The 19,233-nt window shown below is 71.3% G+C and carries 18 protein-coding genes; 4 read left to right on the forward strand and 14 right to left on the reverse strand.

Annotation, left to right across the window (positions count from 1 at the left end):
• Nucleotides 1-52: 52 nt before the first annotated feature.
• Together ABRP24_RS01790 and ABRP24_RS01795 are read right to left on the reverse strand one after the other, a co-directional pair.
• The gene (locus ABRP24_RS01790; RefSeq protein WP_349847709.1) at nt 53-517 is read right to left on the reverse strand and encodes a hypothetical protein; all 465 of its coding nucleotides are present in this window, start codon (nt 515-517) and stop codon (nt 53-55) included.
• 40 nt (nt 518-557) lie between these two features.
• Nucleotides 558-1,448, reverse strand: a complete 891-nt coding sequence (locus tag ABRP24_RS01795; RefSeq protein ID WP_349847708.1) for an SDR family NAD(P)-dependent oxidoreductase — start codon at nt 1,446-1,448, stop codon at nt 558-560.
• Between the two features lie 77 nt (nt 1,449-1,525).
• On the opposite strand from ABRP24_RS01795, the gene ABRP24_RS01800 reads away from it, so the two are divergent.
• Both ABRP24_RS01800 and ABRP24_RS01805 read left to right on the forward strand, forming a co-directional pair.
• A complete protein-coding gene (locus ABRP24_RS01800; RefSeq protein ID WP_349847707.1) occupies nt 1,526-2,098 on the forward strand; it encodes a helix-turn-helix domain-containing protein in 573 nt (190 codons plus the stop codon).
• Between the two features lie 44 nt (nt 2,099-2,142).
• Complete coding sequence (locus ABRP24_RS01805; RefSeq protein ID WP_301581842.1) at nt 2,143-3,318, forward strand: MalY/PatB family protein; 1,176 nt, start codon at nt 2,143-2,145, stop codon at nt 3,316-3,318.
• A 39-nt stretch (nt 3,319-3,357) separates the two neighbouring features.
• Here the strand turns inward: ABRP24_RS01805 and nagB are convergent, their stop codons facing one another.
• Nucleotides 3,358-4,143, reverse strand: coding sequence for a glucosamine-6-phosphate deaminase (gene nagB, locus ABRP24_RS01810; protein ID WP_173032839.1), 786 nt, complete (start codon nt 4,141-4,143; stop codon nt 3,358-3,360).
• Between the two features lie 60 nt (nt 4,144-4,203).
• Between nagB and ABRP24_RS01815 the strand changes: the two genes are divergently transcribed.
• Nucleotides 4,204-4,683, forward strand: coding sequence for an NUDIX domain-containing protein (locus tag ABRP24_RS01815; RefSeq protein ID WP_027466654.1), 480 nt, complete (start codon nt 4,204-4,206; stop codon nt 4,681-4,683).
• A 133-nt stretch (nt 4,684-4,816) separates the two neighbouring features.
• Here ABRP24_RS01815 and ABRP24_RS01820 read toward each other — a convergent pair whose 3' ends face one another.
• The 4 genes from ABRP24_RS01820 to ABRP24_RS01835 form a co-directional block, all read right to left on the reverse strand.
• A complete protein-coding gene (locus ABRP24_RS01820) occupies nt 4,817-5,887 on the reverse strand; it encodes an ABC transporter ATP-binding protein (protein WP_071245369.1) in 1,071 nt (356 codons plus the stop codon).
• Complete coding sequence (locus ABRP24_RS01825) at nt 5,884-6,690, reverse strand: ABC transporter permease (RefSeq protein WP_371836702.1); 807 nt, start codon at nt 6,688-6,690, stop codon at nt 5,884-5,886. The genes ABRP24_RS01820 and ABRP24_RS01825 overlap by 4 nt, the downstream gene beginning before the upstream one ends.
• Before the next feature lie 104 nt (nt 6,691-6,794).
• The gene (locus ABRP24_RS01830) at nt 6,795-7,748 is read right to left on the reverse strand and encodes an ABC transporter permease subunit (RefSeq protein WP_027466657.1); all 954 of its coding nucleotides are present in this window, start codon (nt 7,746-7,748) and stop codon (nt 6,795-6,797) included.
• A 5-nt stretch (nt 7,749-7,753) separates the two neighbouring features.
• Complete coding sequence (locus ABRP24_RS01835) at nt 7,754-8,899, reverse strand: ABC transporter substrate-binding protein (RefSeq protein WP_071245371.1); 1,146 nt, start codon at nt 8,897-8,899, stop codon at nt 7,754-7,756.
• Between the two features lie 184 nt (nt 8,900-9,083).
• On the opposite strand from ABRP24_RS01835, the gene ABRP24_RS01840 reads away from it, so the two are divergent.
• Nucleotides 9,084-9,521, forward strand: coding sequence for a YdeI/OmpD-associated family protein (locus ABRP24_RS01840; protein ID WP_349847705.1), 438 nt, complete (start codon nt 9,084-9,086; stop codon nt 9,519-9,521).
• A 149-nt stretch (nt 9,522-9,670) separates the two neighbouring features.
• Here the strand turns inward: ABRP24_RS01840 and ABRP24_RS01845 are convergent, their stop codons facing one another.
• The 7 genes from ABRP24_RS01845 to ABRP24_RS01875 all read right to left on the reverse strand — a co-directional run bounded on the left by ABRP24_RS01845 (nt 9,671) and on the right by ABRP24_RS01875 (nt 19,137).
• Complete coding sequence (locus ABRP24_RS01845; RefSeq protein ID WP_071245375.1) at nt 9,671-10,534, reverse strand: NAD(P)H-hydrate dehydratase; 864 nt, start codon at nt 10,532-10,534, stop codon at nt 9,671-9,673.
• Nucleotides 10,524-11,264, reverse strand: coding sequence for a histidine phosphatase family protein (locus tag ABRP24_RS01850; protein ID WP_301599802.1), 741 nt, complete (start codon nt 11,262-11,264; stop codon nt 10,524-10,526). Before ABRP24_RS01850 ends, ABRP24_RS01845 begins: the two co-directional genes overlap by 11 nt.
• 96 nt (nt 11,265-11,360) lie before the next feature.
• Nucleotides 11,361-12,320, reverse strand: coding sequence for a hypothetical protein (locus ABRP24_RS01855; RefSeq protein WP_301599801.1), 960 nt, complete (start codon nt 12,318-12,320; stop codon nt 11,361-11,363).
• 315 nt (nt 12,321-12,635) lie between these two features.
• Nucleotides 12,636-15,716, reverse strand: coding sequence for a glycoside hydrolase family 38 C-terminal domain-containing protein (locus ABRP24_RS01860; RefSeq protein ID WP_349847704.1), 3,081 nt, complete (start codon nt 15,714-15,716; stop codon nt 12,636-12,638).
• Between the two features lie 105 nt (nt 15,717-15,821).
• Nucleotides 15,822-16,715, reverse strand: coding sequence for a carbohydrate ABC transporter permease (locus ABRP24_RS01865; RefSeq protein WP_371836703.1), 894 nt, complete (start codon nt 16,713-16,715; stop codon nt 15,822-15,824).
• A gap of 5 nt (nt 16,716-16,720) precedes the next feature.
• The gene (locus tag ABRP24_RS01870) at nt 16,721-17,671 is read right to left on the reverse strand and encodes a carbohydrate ABC transporter permease (RefSeq protein ID WP_111056610.1); all 951 of its coding nucleotides are present in this window, start codon (nt 17,669-17,671) and stop codon (nt 16,721-16,723) included.
• A gap of 107 nt (nt 17,672-17,778) precedes the next feature.
• Nucleotides 17,779-19,137, reverse strand: coding sequence for an extracellular solute-binding protein (locus ABRP24_RS01875; protein ID WP_301597134.1), 1,359 nt, complete (start codon nt 19,135-19,137; stop codon nt 17,779-17,781).
• Between the last annotated feature and the right edge of the window lie 96 nt (nt 19,138-19,233).

Raw genomic sequence — 19,233 nt, forward strand, 5'->3', positions numbered from 1 at the left:
GTTCACGTCGGGTTCGGCAACGGGCCCGGCGCCCTCCGGTGCCCGCTCGGGGTCAGCCGCCGTACTCCGCGCAGCTGTCGGTGCCGCTGTAACAGGCCGGCGCCTCGCGATCACGCCGGGTGTCCTGCTCCGTCTGGTTCCAGCGCCCCTGCGGGACGGCGAGGACGTAGGCGGCCACGAGCACGATCGGCACCATGACGACGGCGGTCACCACGACGCCGGTGCGCCCCGTCCGGACGCCGAGGAGCACGGCGACGAAGCAGGCCACGGGTCCAAGGACGAGCAGGAACTCGTAGGTGTGGACCGCACCGGGACTCTCGACGTTGTCCCCGAACAGGCGCAGTGTCGAGACGATCGTGGCGAACATCGCGACGGGAACGACGCAGAGCACCAGCACCGCGGCGAGCGCGACGCGGCGCTCGACCCGGACGCCGCGGCCCTTCCGGCGCTCCCGCTCGAGCCGCGCGTACTCCGCGCCCACCGGGTCGTCCGGCGCTGCGTCGTCCACCCCCACCATCGGGTGAGTGTCGCACGGAACGGTGCCGACCGGAACGTGATCAGGCCGTCGTGCGCGCTGCGACCTCGTCGACGAAGGTGCGGACCCGCTGCCGGAACCCCGGGTCGGCGGCTGCCCCGCGGACGGGGACGACGTGCAGCCGCCGGTCACCCCGACGCAGCGCCGGCCCGACGAACACCCCCTCGGCGACGTCCGGTGCGGTGGCCGACCAGAGCGTCGAGCGAGCGCCGTCCTCCGCGGTCCGGGCCATGCTGCGGGCGACCAGGCCACCGAGGCGCTGCCCGAGGGTCTCGGCCTGGTCGTTCATCCCCGTCGCCGCGATGCCGGGGTGTGCGATGACCGAGCGGACGTCCGAGCCGGCCGCGCGGAGCCGCTCGCCGAGGTCGACCGCGAGCGCCGTCGCCGCCGTCTTCGAGTCGGTGTACACGGCGAGCTGGGAGTAGTCGCTCGCATCGTCGACCCCGCCCGGTGCAGGCACGCGGCGGGTGCGCTGCGACAGGTTCGACCCGACGAGCACGACCCGGGGTGACGGTCCACCGAGCACCGGGAGCATCGCGTCGGCGAGCACGGCCGGGCCAACGACGTTGGTGGCCCAGGTGCGTTCGATGCCCTCGTCGGTCAGCCCGAACGCGCCGAGCGTCGCGCCGGCGTTGTTGACGAGGGCGTCCACGACGATGCCGTCCGCGGCGAGCTGCCGGGCGAACGCCGTGACCGAGGCGACCGACGCGGTGTCGACGACCCGCGCCTCCAGACCCGCGGGCAGGACGCGAGCCGCCTTGTCCGGGTTACGGACCGCCGCGATGACGCGCGCTCCGGCGGCGGCCAGTCGGGTCGCGACCACCAGACCGAGTCCACCGGTCGCACCGGTGACCACGACCGTCCGCCCGTGCTGGTCCGCCATCTGTCCGGGCTCCCACGTGAATGGTTCCATCGTCGTCTCCTGTCCGCACTCCGTATCGAATCGGATGATCCATCCGGAACGCTAGCACAACCGGATAGAGTGTCCGCATGACGATCGCCATGGCCCGTCCCGAAGCGCTGCGTTCCGATGCGCAGCGCAACCGGACCGCGCTGCTCGACGTCGCCCGGTCGTTCCTCGAGCGCGGCGAGCAGCCGCTCCTGAACGCCGTCGCACACGAGGCCGGTGTGGGTGTCGGGACCGCCTACCGGCACTTCCCGTCGCAGCAGCACCTGCTCGAGGCGCTCGCGATCGACGCGCTCGAGGACATGCTCGACCTCGTCCGTGTCGCCGTCGCCGTGCCGGACACCGGGGACGCGCTCCGCGGGGTCGTGACGGCTGCGTTCCGGAGCATGGTCGACGATGCCGCCCTGGGCGACCTGCTGACGAACGGCGGGTTCTCGTGCGCCGACACCGCTGCGCTCGCAGGAGACCTGGTGGTGTCCGTCGACGCACTGCTCGCTCGGGCACGGGCCGAGGGGCTCGTACGTGCCGACGTCGACGCGGACGACCTGCGACGGCTGCTGTGCGGCACGCGGGCGGCCGCCGTTGCGGGAGGCTCCCGGGTGCACGACCCCGAGCGCTACGTCGAGGTGCTGCTGGCGGGCCTCCGCCCGGCCTGACCACCACCCTCGCGCCCCGCGTGCCTCGCTGTCAGGATGGGCGCATGAGCGTCATGGTGTCCGTCTTCGATGCGTACCGGTCCCGCACGAGCGAGAAGTACACGGCCTACCCGCCGGACGTGCTCCCCATGTTCGTCGCCGAGATGGACAGCATGCTCGCCGAGCCGATCCGCGACGCCCTGGTCACCGCGGTGACGAACGGCGACACCGGGTACGTCGGGCACGGGCGGGCCCTGCCCGAGGCGTTCGCCGACTTCGCCGAGAGCCGGTGGGCGTGGCGGGTCGACCCCGACCTGGTCCGCACCACCACGGACGTGTCGGTCGCTGCGGTCGAGGTGCTGCGCCGGGTCATCGAGCCGGGCGACCAGGTGGTCATCATGCCGCCCGTGTACCCGCCGTTCTGGGAGTACGTGTCCGAGGCCGGCGGCACCGTCACCGAGGTCCCGCTGCTCGCCCCCGCAGGCCCGGCCGACCCCTTCGACACCACGGCCGGCTGGCGGATGGACCTGGACGGCCTCGCGCAGGCGTTCGCCGACGGAGCCCGCACGGTGCTGCTCTGCAACCCGCACAACCCCCTCGGCCTGGTGCACGACCGTGCATCGCTCGTCGCACTCGCGGAGCTGGCCGCCGAGTGGGACGCCGTCGTGGTGTCCGACGAGATCCACGCGCCGCTCGTGCACGCCGACGCGGTGTTCACGCCGTTCCTGGAGTCCTGCCCCGAGGCCGCATCGCTCGGTGTCGCCCTGACGAGTGCGAGCAAGGCTTGGAACCTCGCCGGCACGAAGTGCGCGATGATGATCGGCGCCTCGGAGCGGGCACGCGCCTGGTTCGACGGCCTGCCGACCGAGGTCGTCGAGCGCACCGGCATCCTCGGCTACACCGCGAGCGTCGCGGCCTTCAGTGAGGGCGAGCCGTGGCTGGCATCACTGCTCACCGAGCTCGCGGCGAACCGGCGCACCCTGGCCGAGCGGATCGGCGACGTGCTGCCCGGCGCCGAGTACCGGCAGCCGCAGGCGTCGTACCTGGCGTGGCTCGACCTGCGGGCGCTGCCGTGGGGCGACGACCCCGCGGCGGAGCTCGTCGACCGGGCGAAGGTGGCGCTCGGCTCCGGCCCGGCGTTCGGACGGCAGGGCCGGGGCTTCGCGCGGCTGAACTTCGGGTGCTCGGCGGAGACCCTCGACGAGGGGCTCAGCCGCCTCGCCGCAGCCGCGCGCGCCTGACACCGGGCCTGGATCGGGCCGGAAGACGCCGGCGGCGGCCTACTCGAACCGCTGCCAGGCCGGCTTGTTCGCGTACGTGTAGCGGTAGTAGTCGGCGAGCTGCAGCCCGGCGGCGGCTTCCTCGTCGACGACGACGGTCGCGTGCTCGTGCAGCTGCAGGGCCGAACCGGGCACGAAGGAGCTGAGCGGCCCCTCGACCGCAGCGGCGACGGCCGCCGCCTTCGACGGGCCCTGGGCGACGAGGACAAGCTCGCGGGCCTCGAGGATGGTGCCGAGCCCCTGCGTCATGCAGTGCGTCGGGACCTGCTCGGGCGAGTCGAAGAAGCGCGCGTTGGCGTCACGGGTCGACGGCGCGAGGGTCTTGATGCGGGTGCGCGAGGCGAACGACGACGTCGGCTCGTTGAACCCGATGTGACCGTTGGCCCCGATGCCGAGGATCTGCACGTCGATCCCGCCCGCGGCACGGATCGCGGCGTCGTACTCCTTGGCCGCGAACTCCAGGTCGGCGGCACGGCCGTCCGGCACCCGCACGCGCGACGCGTCGAAGCCGAGGGGCGCCACGACGTCGCGGGCGATCACGGCAGCGTACGACTCGGGGTGCTCGAGCGGGATGCCGACGTACTCGTCGAGGGCGAACCCACGGGCCTCGGCGAACGAGATCTCGCCCGCCTGCACCCGGCGCTGCAGGTCGGTGTAGATGCCCTGCGGGCTGGATCCGGTGGCGAGACCGATGACGGCGGACGGCTTCTTGGCGACGACGGACGCGATCTTGGCCGCGGCGACGCGACCGACCTCGTCCGGCGTGGGCAGGATGATGATCTCCACACGCCCAGCCTACTGGTCATGACCAGTCTGCGACAGGGGTCGTGTGGGTAGCGTGGAGGCATGCCGACCCCCGACTTCGTCCTGTCCCTGCGCGAGAAGATCGGCACGGCGCCGCTCTGGCTGTCGGGCGTGAGCGCGATCGTGACGCGCGGCTCCGGCGCCGAGCGCGAACTGCTCGTGGTGCGACGGGCCGACACGGGCGCGTACACGCCGGTCACCGGGATCGTCGACCCGGGCGAGGAACCCGCCGTCGCCGCCGAACGCGAGGTCCTCGAGGAAGCCGACGTCGTCGCCGTCGCCGAACGCCTGGCCTGGGTGCAGGTGCTGCCCGAGATGACCTACCCGAACGGCGACCGGTCGCAGTACCTCGACCTGGTCTTCGCCTGTCGGTACGTCTCCGGGACGCCGAACCCCGCCGACGGCGAGAACACCGAGGCGTTCTGGGCTCGGCTCGACGCCCTGCCCGACATGTCCGAGAACATGCGGGCACGCGTCGAGGCCGGGCTGGCGGACGAGCGCGAGGCGCGCTTCCAGCGCTGACCCCACCGGCCTGGAGGCGCGGTGCCAGGCCGCCACGGGCCTCCCGTCCGCGTCCCCCGACGTTTCGGGCACAGCGACAGTCCACGCATCTGGCCGCGCGTGGACTGTCGCTCAGCGCGAAACCTCGTCGCGACTACGCGAGCGGGGCGACCGCCACGGGTGCGCCGAGCAGGCGCACGGCGACGGGGTCGCCGGTGGCCCGGCGATCGCCGACCTCGTGCTGGACGGTCACGACGGTGTCGTCGTCCAGGCGGACGGTGGTGCGGCGGATCGACCCGAGGAAGCTCGAGGTGACGACGGTGCCGGTGATGCCCTCGGGGGCGAACGCGATGTCCTCCGGCCGGACGTAGGCGAGCACCGGGCCGTCCGGAGCCGAGGAGTCGAGCGCCGGCACCCGGAACCCGTACACGAAGACGTCGCCCCCGCGCAGGTCGCCCTGCAGCCGGTTCGACTGACCGACGAAGTCCGCGGTGAAGGCCGACGACGGGGTGCGGTAGAGCTCCTCGGGCGTGCCGATCTGCTCGATGTCGCCCGCCTGCATCACGGCGATCCGGTCGGAGACGGCGAGCGCTTCCTCTTGGTCGTGCGTCACGAACACCGTGGTGATGCCGAGGTCGCTCTGGATGCGGCGGATCTCGTCGCGCAGCGAGACCCGGACCTTCGCGTCCAGGGCCGACAGCGGCTCGTCGAGCAGGAGCACCCGCGGGCGGGTGACCAGGGCACGGGCCAGGGCGACGCGCTGCTGCTGCCCACCGGAGAGCTGGTGCGGGTAGCGCTCGGCGAACTCGCCGAGGTGGACCATGTCGAGGGCCTCGACCACGCGGCTCCTGCGTTCGGCGGCGGGGACCCGGCGCATCTCGAGGCCGAAGGCGACGTTCTGCCGGACCGTCATGTGCGGGAACAGCGAGTACTGCTGGAACACCATGCCGATGTCGCGTTTGTTGACCGGGGTGTCGGCGACGTCCTGGCCGTCGATGCGGATCGAGCCGGCGTCGATCGCCTCGAGGCCCGCGAGCGCCCGGAGCGCCGTCGTCTTGCCGCAGCCGGACGGGCCGAGCAGCGACACGAACTCCCCCGGCTCGACACGGAGGGACAGCCCCGCGAGCGCCCGGTGTGCGCCGTAGTGCTTCTCGACGGCGTGGAGTTCGACGACGGCACCGGTGGTGGCGAGGGACGCCGGGGCTGCCGGAGCGGTGACGGTCATACGGACTCCTGGGTGCGGGGACGACGGGCGGTGCGGCTGCGGCGGACCCGGCCCGTGCGACGGGTCCCGATGCGGCCGATGAGGACGAGCAGCACGAAGCCGAACACCAGCGCGGCGACCGAGAAGATCGCGGCGACGTACGGGTCGGTCCCCTGCACGAGCACGAGCCCGGTCTGGAACGTGCTGCGGGAGAGGAACGCGGCGAGGGTGTACTCGCCGAGGACCACGGTGATCGTGAGGAAGCACGCGGCGGTGATGCCCCGGCGCAGGTTCGGCAGGAGCACGCGCCAGGTGACGGTCCACCACGAGGCACCGAGTGAGCGGGCGGCCTCGGACAGGACGATCAGGTCCATCGCGGTGATGGCGGCGGCGATCGGGCGGAACGCGAACGGCAGCGTGACGATGCCGATCGCGAACGCCAGCGTCCAGGCGCCGGAGCCGAAGACCTGCGAGACGACCTGGTACACGGGGATGAACCCGACGACGAGCACCACGACGGGCACGGTGATCGGCACGATGCAGACGAACTCCAGGATGCGTCGGAGCCCCGGGTAGCGGAGCGCGGTGATGATCTGGGCGGGCAGCAGCACGAGCAGCACGATCCCGACGGTGATCACGGCGATGAGCAGCGACGCCCCGAGCCCGTCGAACACGGGCTGGTAGGTGAACGCGTTGGCCGGGTCGCCGATCGCTGCCCAGTGCGCGAAGGTCAGGCCGCCGTCGGTGCCCTGCCGGAACGTGAACTGCAGCAGGGCGACCAGCGGGACGGCGAACAGCAGCCCGATCACGGTGAGCACGGTCACTGCCGCACCACGGGACGGGGCCGTACCGAAGCGGCGGACGCGGGACGGGCCTCCGAGCCGAACCGGCTGCGCCGGACGCACCGGGCGGACCGGTGCCGCCGCGCTCATCGCTGCCACCTGGCGGCTCGGCGCTGCAGCAGCGAGTAGGCGCCCATCACGACCGCCATCACGACGACCATGCCGAACGCGAGCACCCCGGCGACGTTCTGCAGGCCGACAAGCGTCTCGCTGGTGAGCTGCGTGCGGATCGTGAGCGGCACGATGCCGCCCTGCGAGATGAGGGCCGCGGCGGTGGCGAACGACGAGAAGCCGTTCGCGAAGAGCAGCAGGAGCGACCCCCAGAACGCCGGTGCCAGGACCGGCAACGCGATCCGGCGCCAGTACGTCAGACGCGAGGCGCCGAGGGTCGCGGCGGCCTCGCCCCACTGGGCCTTGACGCCCTCGAGGGCGGGCATGAACGTGAGGACCATGAGCGGCACCTGGAAGTAGACGTAGGGGATGACGAGCCCGGGCACGGTGTACAGGAAGGCGCCGTCCGCGTTGAGGTCGACGTGGAAGACCGTGACCAACCACGTCGTGACGAGTCCCTGCACGCCGATCGTGGCGATGAACGCGAACGCGAGCATGACGCCGCCGAACTGGGCGAGGACGCTCGCCGCCGAGTCGATCATCGACCGGACCAGTCCGTCCGGCCGCAGTGCCGAGAGCGCCCAGCAGACGACCGCGCCGAGCACGGCACCGATGACCGCGGAGGCGGCGGACAGGCCGAACGACCCGCCGAACGCCCGCAGCACGGACGGGTCGGCGAAGGCCGCGAGGTTCGCGAACGTGAACGCTCCGGAGCCGTCGAAGAAGCCGCTGCCGATCGCGATCACGGCGGGGACGGCGAGGAACAGCAGGACGTAGGCGGCGAAGGGGGTCAGCCCCAGCCAGGCGAGACCGACGCGGCGCCGGACACGGGGTCCGGCGCCGCGACGGACGGCATCGGCGGGCGCGGACGCCGGGCGCACGGTGCTCGGAGCGCTCGTCGCGGGCGCGTCTGCCGATGCGGTGGTCATGCTGCTCAGGACCCCATCGTCGAGGACCACTTGGCCTTGAGCACCGTCGCGGCGTCGGCGACCTGCGCGTCGGTCAGCTCGACGTAGTCCTTCGGCGCGCCACCGGCGGCGTCGAGGGCGTCCTGGTCGACCTTGCCGGACTTCTCCATCGCCGACAGGGTGGCGGGGAAGGCACCGGCCTGCAGGTACAGGTTCTGGGCCTCCGGGCTGGCGATGTACTCCTGCCACAGGCGGGCGGCCGCGGGGTGCGGGGCGTCCTTGGTGATGGCCTGCGAGTAGTACGAGCCGAGCGCCTGCCCCTTCGGGACGACGGTCTTCCAGTCCTTGTTGCCACTCGCGCCCGCTGCCGGTCCCCACGCCAGGTTGTTGTACGACCACTGGATGACCACGGGGGTCTCACCCGAGGCGACCGTGGCCTGCGTCGGCAGTACGTTCTGGAAGTTGCCGGCCTTCTTCAGGTCGCCGAAGTAGTCGACGCCCTTCGTGATGTCGTCGGCCGAGCCACCGTTCTCGAGCGCCGCCAGGTACACGGCCGATGCTGCCTGGTTGGCCTGCGTCGGGTCGCCCGCGATCGAGACCTTGCCCTTGTACTCGCTGCCGAGCAGGTCCTGCAGGTCCTTCGGGGCGTCGGAGATCTTCGACGAGTCGTACCCGATCGACATCAGGCCGGTGTAGTCACGCGTCCACGCGCCGTCCTTCTCCTTCAGGTCGGTGGGGATGTCGTCCCAGTTCGCGACCTTGTAGTCGGTGAGCAGGTCGAGGTTCTCCTGCAGCACCGCGTTGCCGAGGTCGAGCACGTCGGGCGCGGTGGACTGGCCCTTCTGCGACTTCACGGCGGCGACCTCGTCGGCACTCGAGCCGTTCGGGTTCGCGGAGTTGATCTTGATGCCGTACTTCTTGGTGAAGCCGTCGATGATCTTGCCGTAGTTGGCCCACGACGGCGGCAGCGCGATGACGTTCAGCTGACCCTCGGCCTTGGCGGCCTTGACGAGGGCGTCCATGCCGCCGGCGGACTGGGCGCTGGTGGCGGTCTTCCAGTCGGCGTCGCCGTCGGAGCCGGCGCTCGCGGAGCTCGTCGCCGAGCATCCGGCGAGGGTGACGATCGCTGCGGCGGCCAGGGCGATGCCGGCCAGGGTGCGCTTGTGCTGCACGGGTGGGCCTTTCGGGTGGGGGAAGGTGCTGAGGTGACCGGGGGTCCGGGTTCTGGTCGATCGTGGACGCGGCCGGTTTCCGGCCCGTGCTCCGGTGGTGAACGGCGGCGGAACAGCGGGTGCGGCTGTACGCTTTGCTCGATCTGGGCGCATGGTCGCGCCCACATCAGGCCTGGAGGCACGGATGCGGTTCACGACGACGGTCCTGCAAGCACGGAAGACGGCGACCGGACTCCCCGTCCCGGAGTCCGTCATCGAGGCGCTCGGATCCGGCAAGCGCCCCGCGGTGGTCGTCACGATCAACCGGGGCTACACCTACCGCTCCACCGTCGGGGTCATGGACGAGCAGTTCCTGGTGCCGCTGTCGGCCGCACACCGTGAGGCCGCCGGGATCGCCGCAGGGGACACCGTCGAGGTCGCACTCGAGGTCGACACCCTGCCCCGGACCGTCGACCTGCCGGAGGACCTGGCGGCCGCGCTGCAGGAGGCCGGCGTGCGTGCGGCGTTCGACACCCTGTCGGACTCGCGGCAGCGGGCACTCGTGGACCCCGTGGAGCAGGCGAAGGCGCCGGAGACCCGGGCCCGGCGCATCGAGAAGGCCGTGGAGTCCCTGCGGGGGTAGTGGTGCGCGGCGGGGGTCGGGCTGGGGGTTGGGCGGCCAGGTCGTTTCGGGCGTACCTGGTCGTTTCGGGCGTACCTGGTCGGAAGTTCTCGCCAGGTATGCCCGGAAGCACCAGGTATCGCGGGCGTTCTGGGAAAGAACGGGCGGGCTCAGGCTCCGAGCTCGACCAGGACCCGCGGGATCTCGGTCACGAGTTCGCTCGCCAGGTACCCGAGCGGCCCGACCTGCACCGCGAGTCGGTCGCCTGCGGCAGCGTGCACGTATGACGCCCACGCCACGGCCTGTGCCGGATCGGCGCCGCGGGCGAGCAGGCCGGTGACCGCACCGGACAGCACGTCCCCACTGCCGCTCGTGCCGAGACCGCCGGAGCCGGTGCCCTTGAGCCACGCCCGACCCTGCGGTGTGGCGATGGCATCGCCGAGGGCCACGACCGCACCGAAGCGGTTCGCGATCGCCACGGCGTCGGCCACGTCGTCGTCGCTGCACTCCCGCCCGAGCAGGCGTTCGGCCTCGCCGGAGTTCGGCGTCATCACGAGCCGTCCACGCAGCGGCTCCAGGCGGTCCCGCACGTCGGCGGCCACCCCGAGGGCGAAGGCGTCGAGCACGACGGTGGTGTGCGGACCGACGACGTCGGCGAGTCCGGCCACGAGGTCACGGGAACCGTCCGGCTCGTCGAGCCCCGGCCCGACCAGCACGGCGTCGGCACTCGACGCGCTGTCCGCGATGCCCTCGATCGCGCCGACGGCGATGTGCCCGTCCTGGTCCTCGTCGAGGGGTTCGACCCCGGACTCGGGCACCGCGACCGCGACCTCGTTCGCCACGCTCCGGCCGACCGCCAGGGTGAGACGACCGGCGCCCACCCGGAGTGCGGCGAGCGCGGAGAGCATCGCTGCGCCCGGGGTCCGAGCGGCGCCGCCGACGATGAGCACCTGCCCGCGGCCGTACTTGCCGGCACCGGGTTCGGGCAGTGGCCAGTCCCGCAGGAAGTTCGGGGTGACGGGTTCAGTGGACATGCTCGTCGTCCTTCCGGCCGGTGTGCTGGGTGACCTCGTCGTCGTCCAGGTGCCCGACGGAGGAGAACTCCTCGAGCACCCACGGCGATCCGGCGTCGTCGCGACGGAGTCGGGTGAGGGAGGCGTTGGCGACGGCGTGGGTCCGGGCGAACTCCATGAGCGCCGGCTCGTCGAGGTCGAGGCACACCGCGACGGCGAGCATCACCACGGCGTCGTGCGCGGCGATCACCAGGCGCTCGGCGCCGTCGACCCGCTCGACATCGCCGAGGAGCGACCGGAGCCGGAGCATCACGTCGGCCCACGACTCCCCGCCCGCCGGCCGGTGGTAGTACTTGCCGAGCCACTGCCGGCGGCGTTCCTCGTCCGGGTACCGGTTGCGGACGCCCTGCAGGGTCAGCAGGTCGAGGACGCCGAGTTCGCGGTCGCGCAGCCGCTCGTCCACCCGCTTGTCGGGTTCGGCGAGGCCGGCTGCCTCGAGCGCGATCGCGATGGTCTGTTGTGCGCGGAGGTACGGCGACACCCACAGCGCGACGGGGACGTCGTCGATCCCGCGGTCGGCGAGCTCCTGCCCGAGGGCCCGGGACTGATCGGTGCCGAGCGGGCTGAGCGGGACGTCGGCGTCCCGGAACTCGACGTCGATGACGTCGTCGCCCGCTGCTTCGGCCCGAGCCGCCGCGACGTTCGCGACCGATTCGCCGTGACGGACGAGCCAGATCTCCTGCACTGCCATGCCGCCACGCTAGCCAGAGCGTGCTGTGCCGGTTCACCGGCGCCGAACGGCCACCCCGTGCGGTGCTGGAGGGTCACCCCGCGCGGCGTCGAACGGTCACCCCGCGCGGCGTCGAGCGCTCCGGACCGGGCGGACCGCGCACGGGAGCCCCGCCGCCCGGAGTCGCAGTGCCAGCGCTTCGAGGTCGAAGAGGTCTCGCCACTCGAGCCGGATGATCGTCCGGACACCCGGCACGGTGAGCAACCGACCGTGCCGCCGCTTCTCGTCGAGGAACACCTCGGTCGGGCTCCGGCCGCCGAGGTAGCGCTCCTGCGAGTACTTGGCCCGTCCGTCGATCTCGACGATGACCCCGTGGTCCGGGAACCAGAAGTCGACCGCGGACCGACGGCCGTCCACGACGAACTCCTGCTGCAGCACCGGCGCGGGCAGTCCGAGCTCCCGGAACACGACCCGAGCGAGCGACTCGGCCGGTGACCCGGAGCGACCGTCGGCCAGGTCGAGCACCTGCTGCGCCAGGGCTCGGGCGCGGGCCTTCGGGGGAACCGCTCGTCGGAGGTCGGCGTCGTCGAACCCACGTCGCAGCGCGGCGTCCGCGATGACGACGCCCGCCCGCAGGTCGCCGGACATCGCGATGTCGACGACGGTCCGGGGCACGGAGGTGACGGCGATCGCACCGACCGTAGCCCGCTCGCCCCGGCCGACGGGTCTCGTGTGCAGGACCAGCTCGGCGCTCCTGCCCCGGTACATCGACTCCGGCACCGTCGCGTGCACCGGGACGTCCCACCCGGCGAGCGCCGGGAGGCCGTGCAGGGCCGCCGCGGACAGGTGCGAGGCCGTCGCCCGCGAGCCGAGCCGTCCGAGCCGCGCGAAGACCCGGGTGACGTACCGCTGACGAGGCCCGGCGGCATCCCACGCGGCGCCGTCGACGAAGGCGTTCGGTCCGACCCGGACCAGGCGGCCGACACCCTGGGTCCGGGTTCGGCGGCGCAGGGTGGTGGCATCGAGGCCGGCCTCGTGCATGGCGGAGGCTCGGAGGATGGGCAGCAACTCGTTCATGCACGTGACGATGCCCGCTCAGCCACCCGCTCCTGGGGCCGATGTCGGGAACTGTGGACGGGCCTCCAGGCCTGGGCGGTTGTGGAGGGGAGACGTTCCTTCCCAGAACGGCCCCGATGCCAAGCGGAACCGGGCGTACCTGGCCGGAAGTTCCGACCAGGTACGCCCGATTCGACCAGCTACGCCCGATTCGACCAGGCCACCCGACCCGCCCACCCGCACGCGCACCCCCCCGCAACACGACGCCGAACGGAACGCACCCGTGTCCCGTCCGGCGCCGCGGTCTCTCCCCGACCGAACGCCGGGCCCGCTGCCTCAGGCCCGACGCACGCGCAGCGTCACGATCTCGAACGGCCGCAGGGTCAGCACGACCGGCTCCCCGGCCGACCACGAGCGCTCCAGCGGCCGCTCGAGCAGGTCGACCTGCGACACCGACTCGACGTCGAACCCGAGGGAGACCCCGACGTCCGACGCCCGGCCGCCGAGTCCCTCGTACAGTCGCACGACGACGTCTCCGGAGCGGTCCTCGGCGAGCTTGACGGCCTCGACGAACACCTGCGGCGACGACACCGTGACGAGCGGCGCGACCTCGGCCGACCCGGGGACGCTCCGCACCGGCAGGTTCAGCCGGTACCCGGAGTCGGCGGCGTCGAGCACCGAGGCCCCGATCCGGAGCACCGTCCGGAACACGTGGTGCCCCTGGTCGGCGTTCGGGTCCGGGAACGTCGGCCCGCGCAGCAGCGACTCCCGCACGAGCGTGGTGATCCCGCCGTCGGGCCGGGTCTCGCGCGTGATGTCGTGGCCGTAGGTCGAGTCGTTCGCCACGGCGACGCCGAAACCGGGCTCCGCGACGTGCACCCAGCGGTGTGCCGAGGTCTCGAACCGGGCGTGGTCCCACGAGGTGTTCTGGTGCGTCGGCCGGTCGATGTGCCCGAACTGGATCTCGCTCGAGGCTGACGACGCGAGCACGTCGATGGGGAACGCGAGCTTCAGCAGCTTCTGGTGCTCGTGCCAGTCGACCTCGGTCTCGACGGTCAGCTCCGGTTCGCCCTGCACGGCGGAGTAGCGGGTGGTGAGCGTCGACGATCCGAAGGACCGTTCCACCACGAGCGAGGAGCCGTCGACCGAGACGGACGACGCCGACAGCACCGTGCCGTTGCGCTGGTACGCGCGGTCGATGTCCCACGCCTCCCACTGGTTCGGGGTGTCGCGGAACACCGTGTACTCCGCCGCCGCGGCGCCGGGCGCGATCGCGTCGCGTCCGGTGGCGTGGTCGACGAACGAGACGACGTGGCCGGCGGCGTCGATGGTCGCGGTGACGACGCCGGTGTCGAAGACGAAGCGGTCGCCGCTCCGGACGGGAGGCACGGGTCGCGGCGCGTGGACGACCGAACCTGCCAGGGCGGTCACGTCCCCTGCCGCGACCGGCGAGGCGTTGAAGCGCACGACCGACGCGGCGTCGTCGGCGCCGGCGGGCGCCGTCGGCGCGCTGCCGGCGAGCGCCGTCGTCGCGCTGCCCGCGAGCGCCGTCGTCGCGCTGCCCGCGAGCGCCGTCGTCGCGCTGCCGATCAGCCCCTCGAGCACCTCGGCGACCCGGGCGTACTGCTCCTCGGCGTTCTCGTACACCCACGCGATCGAGGACCCGGGCAGGATGTCGTGGAACTGCTGCAGCAGGACGGTGTGCCAGGCGTCCTCGAGTTCGGCGTACGGGTACTCGCTGCCGAGCCGGACCGCCGCCGTCGCTGCCCAGAGCTCGGCTTCGCGCAGCAGGTGCTCGGAGCGGCGGTTACCCTGCTTCGTGCGGATCTGCGACGTGTAGGTGCCGCGGTGGAACTCGAGGTACATCTCCCCCGACCAGACCCCCGGCGTCGGCAGCTCGGCTTCGAGCTGCTCGAACACCTGCGCCGGCGTGCCGAGCGTGACGTGGGGCGACCCGTCGAGGTCGTGCTGGCGGTGTGCGGCGCCGACCATCTCGCGGGTGGGACCGCCGCCGCCGTCCCCGAAGCCGTACAGGAGCATCGAGGTGTTCGCGGTGCCGCGTTCCTTGTTGTTCCGTTCACCGCGGCGCAGGTCGGCCGGTGAGACGTCGGAGTTGTAGGTGTCGGCCGGGGGCAGGTGCGTCAGGACGCGCGAACCGTCGATGCCCTCCCAGTGGAACGAGGTGTGCGGGATGACGTTCGTCTCGTTCCACGACGGCTTCTGGGTGACGAACCACTTCGACCCGGCGGCGCGGACGATCTGCGGCAGGGCGCCCGAGTAGCCGAACGAGTCGGGGAGCCAGGCCTCGGGGGTGTCGATGCCGAACTCCTCCAGGAAGAAGCGCTTGCCGGCGACGAACTGGCGGGCCAGGGCTTCACCGCCGGGCAGGTTGGTGTCCGACTCGACCCACATGCCGCCGACCGGGATCCACCGGCCCTCGGCAACGCGCTGCTTGATGCGGGTCCAGATGGACGGGTACTCGTCGCGGATCCACGCGTACTGCTGCGCGGACGAGCAGGCGAAGGTGAAGTCGGGGTCGCGGTCCATCAGGTCGAGCACGTTCGAGAACGTCCGCGCGCACTTGCGCTTCGTCTCGCGCACGGGCCACAGCCAGGCGGAGTCGATGTGGGCGTGCCCGACGGCGATCGCGCGGTGGGCGGCGGGACTGGCGGGGACAGCGAGCACGGGCGCCAGGACCTGACGGGCGTCCGCGGCGGTGCCGGCGACGTCGTCCGGATCGAGTGCGTCGGCGGCGCGTTCGAGTGCCCGCAGGATGTCGGCGCCGCGGGTGCCGTCGGTGGGGAGCTCGGCCATCAGCCCGCGCAGCACCCAGAGGTCCTGCTGCAGTTCCCACACGGTGTCGTCGCGCTCGACGACCTCGAGGGCCTTGAGGCGGTAGATCGGGTCGTCGCCGGCGGTGGAGCGCGAGCCGAGCGGCGTCGCACCCTGGAACGAGTCGCCGCCGATGTCCGGGTTCGCCCCGGCCTCGATCCAGAGCTCGAAGGACTCCCCCGGGCCGACCTCGAGCGGCACGGTGTCGTTCCGCGGCTCGATCGCCTTGATCGTGGAGCCGTCGGCGCGGAACGCGAGTCCCTCGGCCTGGAAGCCGGGCTGCCGCTTGGTGAACCCGAGGTCGACGAGGAGCTCGGCGGTGGTCCCCGGCGCGGTGCCGAAGTCCGCCGGCACGGTCCCGGTCACCCGGAACCACGTCGTGCCCCACGGGCGTCCGCCCCAGTGCGACCCCACCGTGAACGGTGTGTACGTCTCGCCCACGGCGGCGTCGAACGGTACCGGTTCGTCCGGCACCTCCCACGCCTCGATCGTCACCGGCGCCGAGCGACGGAGGACGGCGGGGTCGACGCGGTCGCGCACGAGGCGGGCGATCCGGGCCTCGACGAGCGGTTCGTCCTGGTGCATGTGCTTCCTTTCTGGTTCGCGGAACACCGGTGTTCGCGGATCGAACCGCGGTTCGCGGGTGTTCGACGCGCGAACACCGGTGTCTTGCGGGGGTGGGGGCCGGCGTCAGCCCTTGATGCCGCCGGCGAGGGCATTGCCGCCGCCGAGGCCTCGGGACACGATCACGTAGAGGGCGATGACGGGCACGGAGTAGACGATCGAGAAGGCGGCGAGCTGGCCGTACGCCACCGCCCCGTTCTGCCCGAAGAAGTTGAAGATGCTCACCGCGGCGGGCACCTTCTCGGGCGAGAGCAGCAGGACGAAGGGGACGAAGAAGTTCCCCCACGCCTGGATGAACACGAAGATGAAGACGACCGCGATGCCCGGACGCATGAGTGGGATCACGATGCGGGTCAGGGTGGTGAGCATCGAGGCGCCGTCGGTCCACGCCGCTTCTTCCAGCGAGATCGGCACCGAGTCCATGAAGTTCTTCGCCATCCAGATCGCCATCGGCAGTGACGTGGCGGCGAGGAAGAAGATGCAGCCCCACACGTTGTCGATCAGGTTGAGCGACACGAACAGCGCGTAGACGGGCACCATCATCGCGGTGATCGGCAGGCCGGTGCCGAACAGGATGCTGTACAGGAACGGCTTGTTGACCCGCATCTTGTACCGGGACAGCGGGTACGCGGCGAGCAAGGCGAACACCACGGTGACGACCGCGGTGCCGCCGGAGAGCAGCAGGCTGTTCGCGAGCGGGATGAACGACAGCTCGGGGGTGAGCACCTTCGCGAAGTTGTCGAGGGTGAACTGCGAGGGCAGCTTCACCGACAGCGACGCCTGGGTGTCGAACGAGGCGAGCACGAGCCAGAGCAGCGGCACCGCGAAGCACACCGCGATGACGAGCAGCACGGTGTTCGACACCCACCGCATCGTGCGGCCGCGCGGTGACGTCATGTGCATCGACCCCGGTGCGGTCACCGAGCGGGTCGTGGTCTGGTCGAGGGACGGGGCTGTCATGGCCATCAGTCCACCTCCGGCTTGAGGGCCCGGATGTAGATGATCGAGAAGACCGCCCCCACCACGAGCAGGATGGTCGCGATCGCGGTCCCGAAGCCGAGCTGCGAGAACTTGAACGCCTCCTGGTACGCCAGGATCGGCAGGGTCGACGAGTTCGTGCCCGGACCGCCGCCGGTCATCACGAAGATCAGCGTGAAGACCGACAGGGTCTGCAGTGTCGTGAGCATGAGGTTCGTCGAGATGCTCCGGCGGATCACCGGGAGCGTGATGTAGACGAGCCGCTGCCAGCCGGTGGCTCCGTCGACCTCGGCGGACTCGGTGATCTCCTCGGGGACCTCCTGCACGGCGGCCGAGTAGACGAGCATCGAGAACGCGGTGCCGCGCCAGATGTTCGCCAGGATCACGGCGAGCATCGGGTACGTGTAGAGCCAGTTCGCGCCGGTGATCCCGATCGACGCGAGGAACGTGTTGAGCGTCCCCTCGTCGTTGAAGAACGCGTACGCCGCGAAGGACGCCACGATCTCCGGCAGGACCCACGCGGCCACCACGAAGGTGCCGACGATCGCCCGGACGGCCTTGTTCGCCGAGCGCATCAGCAGGGCCAGCCCGAGGCCGAGCACGTTCTGTCCCACCACGGCCGAGGCCAGCAGGAAGACGACGGTCAGGATGACGGACTTCGGGAAGTCCGGGTCCTGGAACAGCTCGACGTAGTTCTGGAACCCGACGAACTGCTGGTCGGCGGCGCTGGCGCCGGTCAGCGCCGAGTTGGTGAACGACCCGTAGAACGACGAGATGACGGGGCCGAGCAGGAAGATGACGAGGAGGACCAGGGCGGGGACGAGCGGAACCGCTCGTCCGACGTTCCGCAGTGGTCGCCGCTTGCGCGGCACGGGTGGATCGGTGCGCTTCGGCGCACCGGGCGCCGACAGCGTCGGCGCGAGGGGGGTGCTGGACACGATGGGTGCCTTCCGGGTGCGGAGGGGTTCCGAAGGTGGGGAAGAGCGGACGGGAGGCGCGGTGCGGGACCGCCCCGCGCCTCCAGTCCGTCAGTGGGTGACGTCCGTCAACCAGCGGAGACGGTGTTCTCCTTGCCGACCACCTGCGTGACGGCCTTGTCGTAGGCGGCAGCCGCGTCCTTCGGCGACTGCTGACCCGTCATGACCGCTTCCATCGCGACCTGGATCGCGTTGGAGACCTGCGAGTAGTCACTCGTCGCCGGGCGGAAGTTGGTGTTCTCCACCAGCCCCGAGAAGAACTTGAACGTCGGGTTCGCCGCCGTGTAGGCCGGGTCGTCCGCGACGTCCTTGCGGACGGCGATCTGACTGTTCTCGGTGTCGTACTTCAGCGAACCGTCCTTGTCGAGGAAGCTCGTGATGAAGTCGAACGCCGCCTGCGGGTTCTTCGACTTCGCGCCGACCGCCAGGGTCCAGCCGCCGGACATCGAGTTGTAGCCGGGAGCCTGCCCGTTCTGGGTCGGCATGGGTGCCTGGCCCATCACGTCGTTCCACTCGGGCCACGGCGCGGTGCCGGACTTGAGCCACGTGCCGGACTGCCACGAACCGTCCAGGTCGATCGCGAGCTTGCCCTTCGGCAGCCACGTCTGGGCGATGGTCGTGCCGACGTTCGTGTCGAGCGCCTGCTGCGGTGTCGGGCCGAGGCCGCCCTGGTAGACGTCCTTCACGAACTTGAGCGAGTCCTCGAACTGCTTCGAGTCGGTGACCCACTTCTTGTCCTTGTACAGGGTGTTGCCGGAGCCGTCGGCGCCGTACAGGAGCATCTCGAAGCCCTGCATGGTCGAGGCCTCGCCCTGCGCCTTGCCCGAGTAGATGTTGAACGGGATGACGTCGGGCTGCTTGTCCTTGATGGTCTTCGCCGCCGCGAGCACGTCGTCCCACGTCTTCGGCTTCCACGGGACCTCGAGCCCGGCCTTCTTGAAGATGTCCTTGTTGTACCAGAGGGCTCGGGTGTCGGTGCCCATCGGGACGCCGTAGATCTTGCCGTCGTCACCCTGCCCGGCCTGCTTGGCGTTGTCGAAGAACTGGTCCCACTCGTCCCACTTGTCCGTGTACTTGTCGAGTGGCAGCAGGTAGCCCGCCTCGGCATCGGCCTTGACGAGGAACGTGTCCTCGTACATGACGTCCGGGGCAGTGGCCGGCGCCTTGTTCATGAGCGCGAGCTTCGTGTAGTAGTCGTTGCCCTGCGCCTGGATGGGCACGAGGGTGACCTTCTTGCCGGGGTTGTCCTTCTCGTACTGCTTCTTGACGACCTTCATCTGGGCGTCGAGCTGCTGGAAGGCGCCGAACTTCTGGTACGCGATCTTGATCGTGTCGCTCGAGGCGGACCCCGAGCTCGAGCAGCCAGCCAGACCGACTGCGGCCACGGCCACAGCTGCGAGTCCGGCGATGATGCGGGTGCGTTTCATCGGTGCTCCTTTGCACGGGTGATGTCCGCGGGCACCATCGCCCGCGCGCAGGATTAGTCCACCGTATTGACTTAACCGTGTCAAGGAGTTTCTGGG

The organism is Curtobacterium sp. WHRI 8282 (assembly GCF_040223925.2).
Lineage (GTDB): Bacteria > Actinomycetota > Actinomycetes > Actinomycetales > Microbacteriaceae > Curtobacterium > Curtobacterium flaccumfaciens.

Coding starts and splice junctions, on each gene's coding strand:
- ABRP24_RS01815 (WP_027466654.1), top strand. CDS start 4,204: ATGCCGACCCCCGACTTCGTCCTGTCCCTGCGCGAGAAGATCGGCACG.
- ABRP24_RS01860 (WP_349847704.1), bottom strand. CDS start 15,716: ATGCACCAGGACGAACCGCTCGTCGAGGCCCGGATCGCCCGCCTCGTG.
- ABRP24_RS01865 (WP_371836703.1), bottom strand. CDS start 16,715: ATGACAGCCCCGTCCCTCGACCAGACCACGACCCGCTCGGTGACCGCA.
- ABRP24_RS01840 (WP_349847705.1), top strand. CDS start 9,084: ATGCGGTTCACGACGACGGTCCTGCAAGCACGGAAGACGGCGACCGGA.
- ABRP24_RS01850 (WP_301599802.1), bottom strand. CDS start 11,264: ATGGCAGTGCAGGAGATCTGGCTCGTCCGTCACGGCGAATCGGTCGCG.
- ABRP24_RS01830 (WP_027466657.1), bottom strand. CDS start 7,748: ATGACCACCGCATCGGCAGACGCGCCCGCGACGAGCGCTCCGAGCACC.
- ABRP24_RS01845 (WP_071245375.1), bottom strand. CDS start 10,534: ATGTCCACTGAACCCGTCACCCCGAACTTCCTGCGGGACTGGCCACTG.
- ABRP24_RS01790 (WP_349847709.1), bottom strand. CDS start 517: ATGGTGGGGGTGGACGACGCAGCGCCGGACGACCCGGTGGGCGCGGAG.
- ABRP24_RS01855 (WP_301599801.1), bottom strand. CDS start 12,320: ATGAACGAGTTGCTGCCCATCCTCCGAGCCTCCGCCATGCACGAGGCC.
- ABRP24_RS01820 (WP_071245369.1), bottom strand. CDS start 5,887: ATGACCGTCACCGCTCCGGCAGCCCCGGCGTCCCTCGCCACCACCGGT.
- ABRP24_RS01875 (WP_301597134.1), bottom strand. CDS start 19,137: ATGAAACGCACCCGCATCATCGCCGGACTCGCAGCTGTGGCCGTGGCC.
- ABRP24_RS01805 (WP_301581842.1), top strand. CDS start 2,143: ATGAGCGTCATGGTGTCCGTCTTCGATGCGTACCGGTCCCGCACGAGC.
- ABRP24_RS01800 (WP_349847707.1), top strand. CDS start 1,526: ATGACGATCGCCATGGCCCGTCCCGAAGCGCTGCGTTCCGATGCGCAG.
- ABRP24_RS01795 (WP_349847708.1), bottom strand. CDS start 1,448: ATGGAACCATTCACGTGGGAGCCCGGACAGATGGCGGACCAGCACGGG.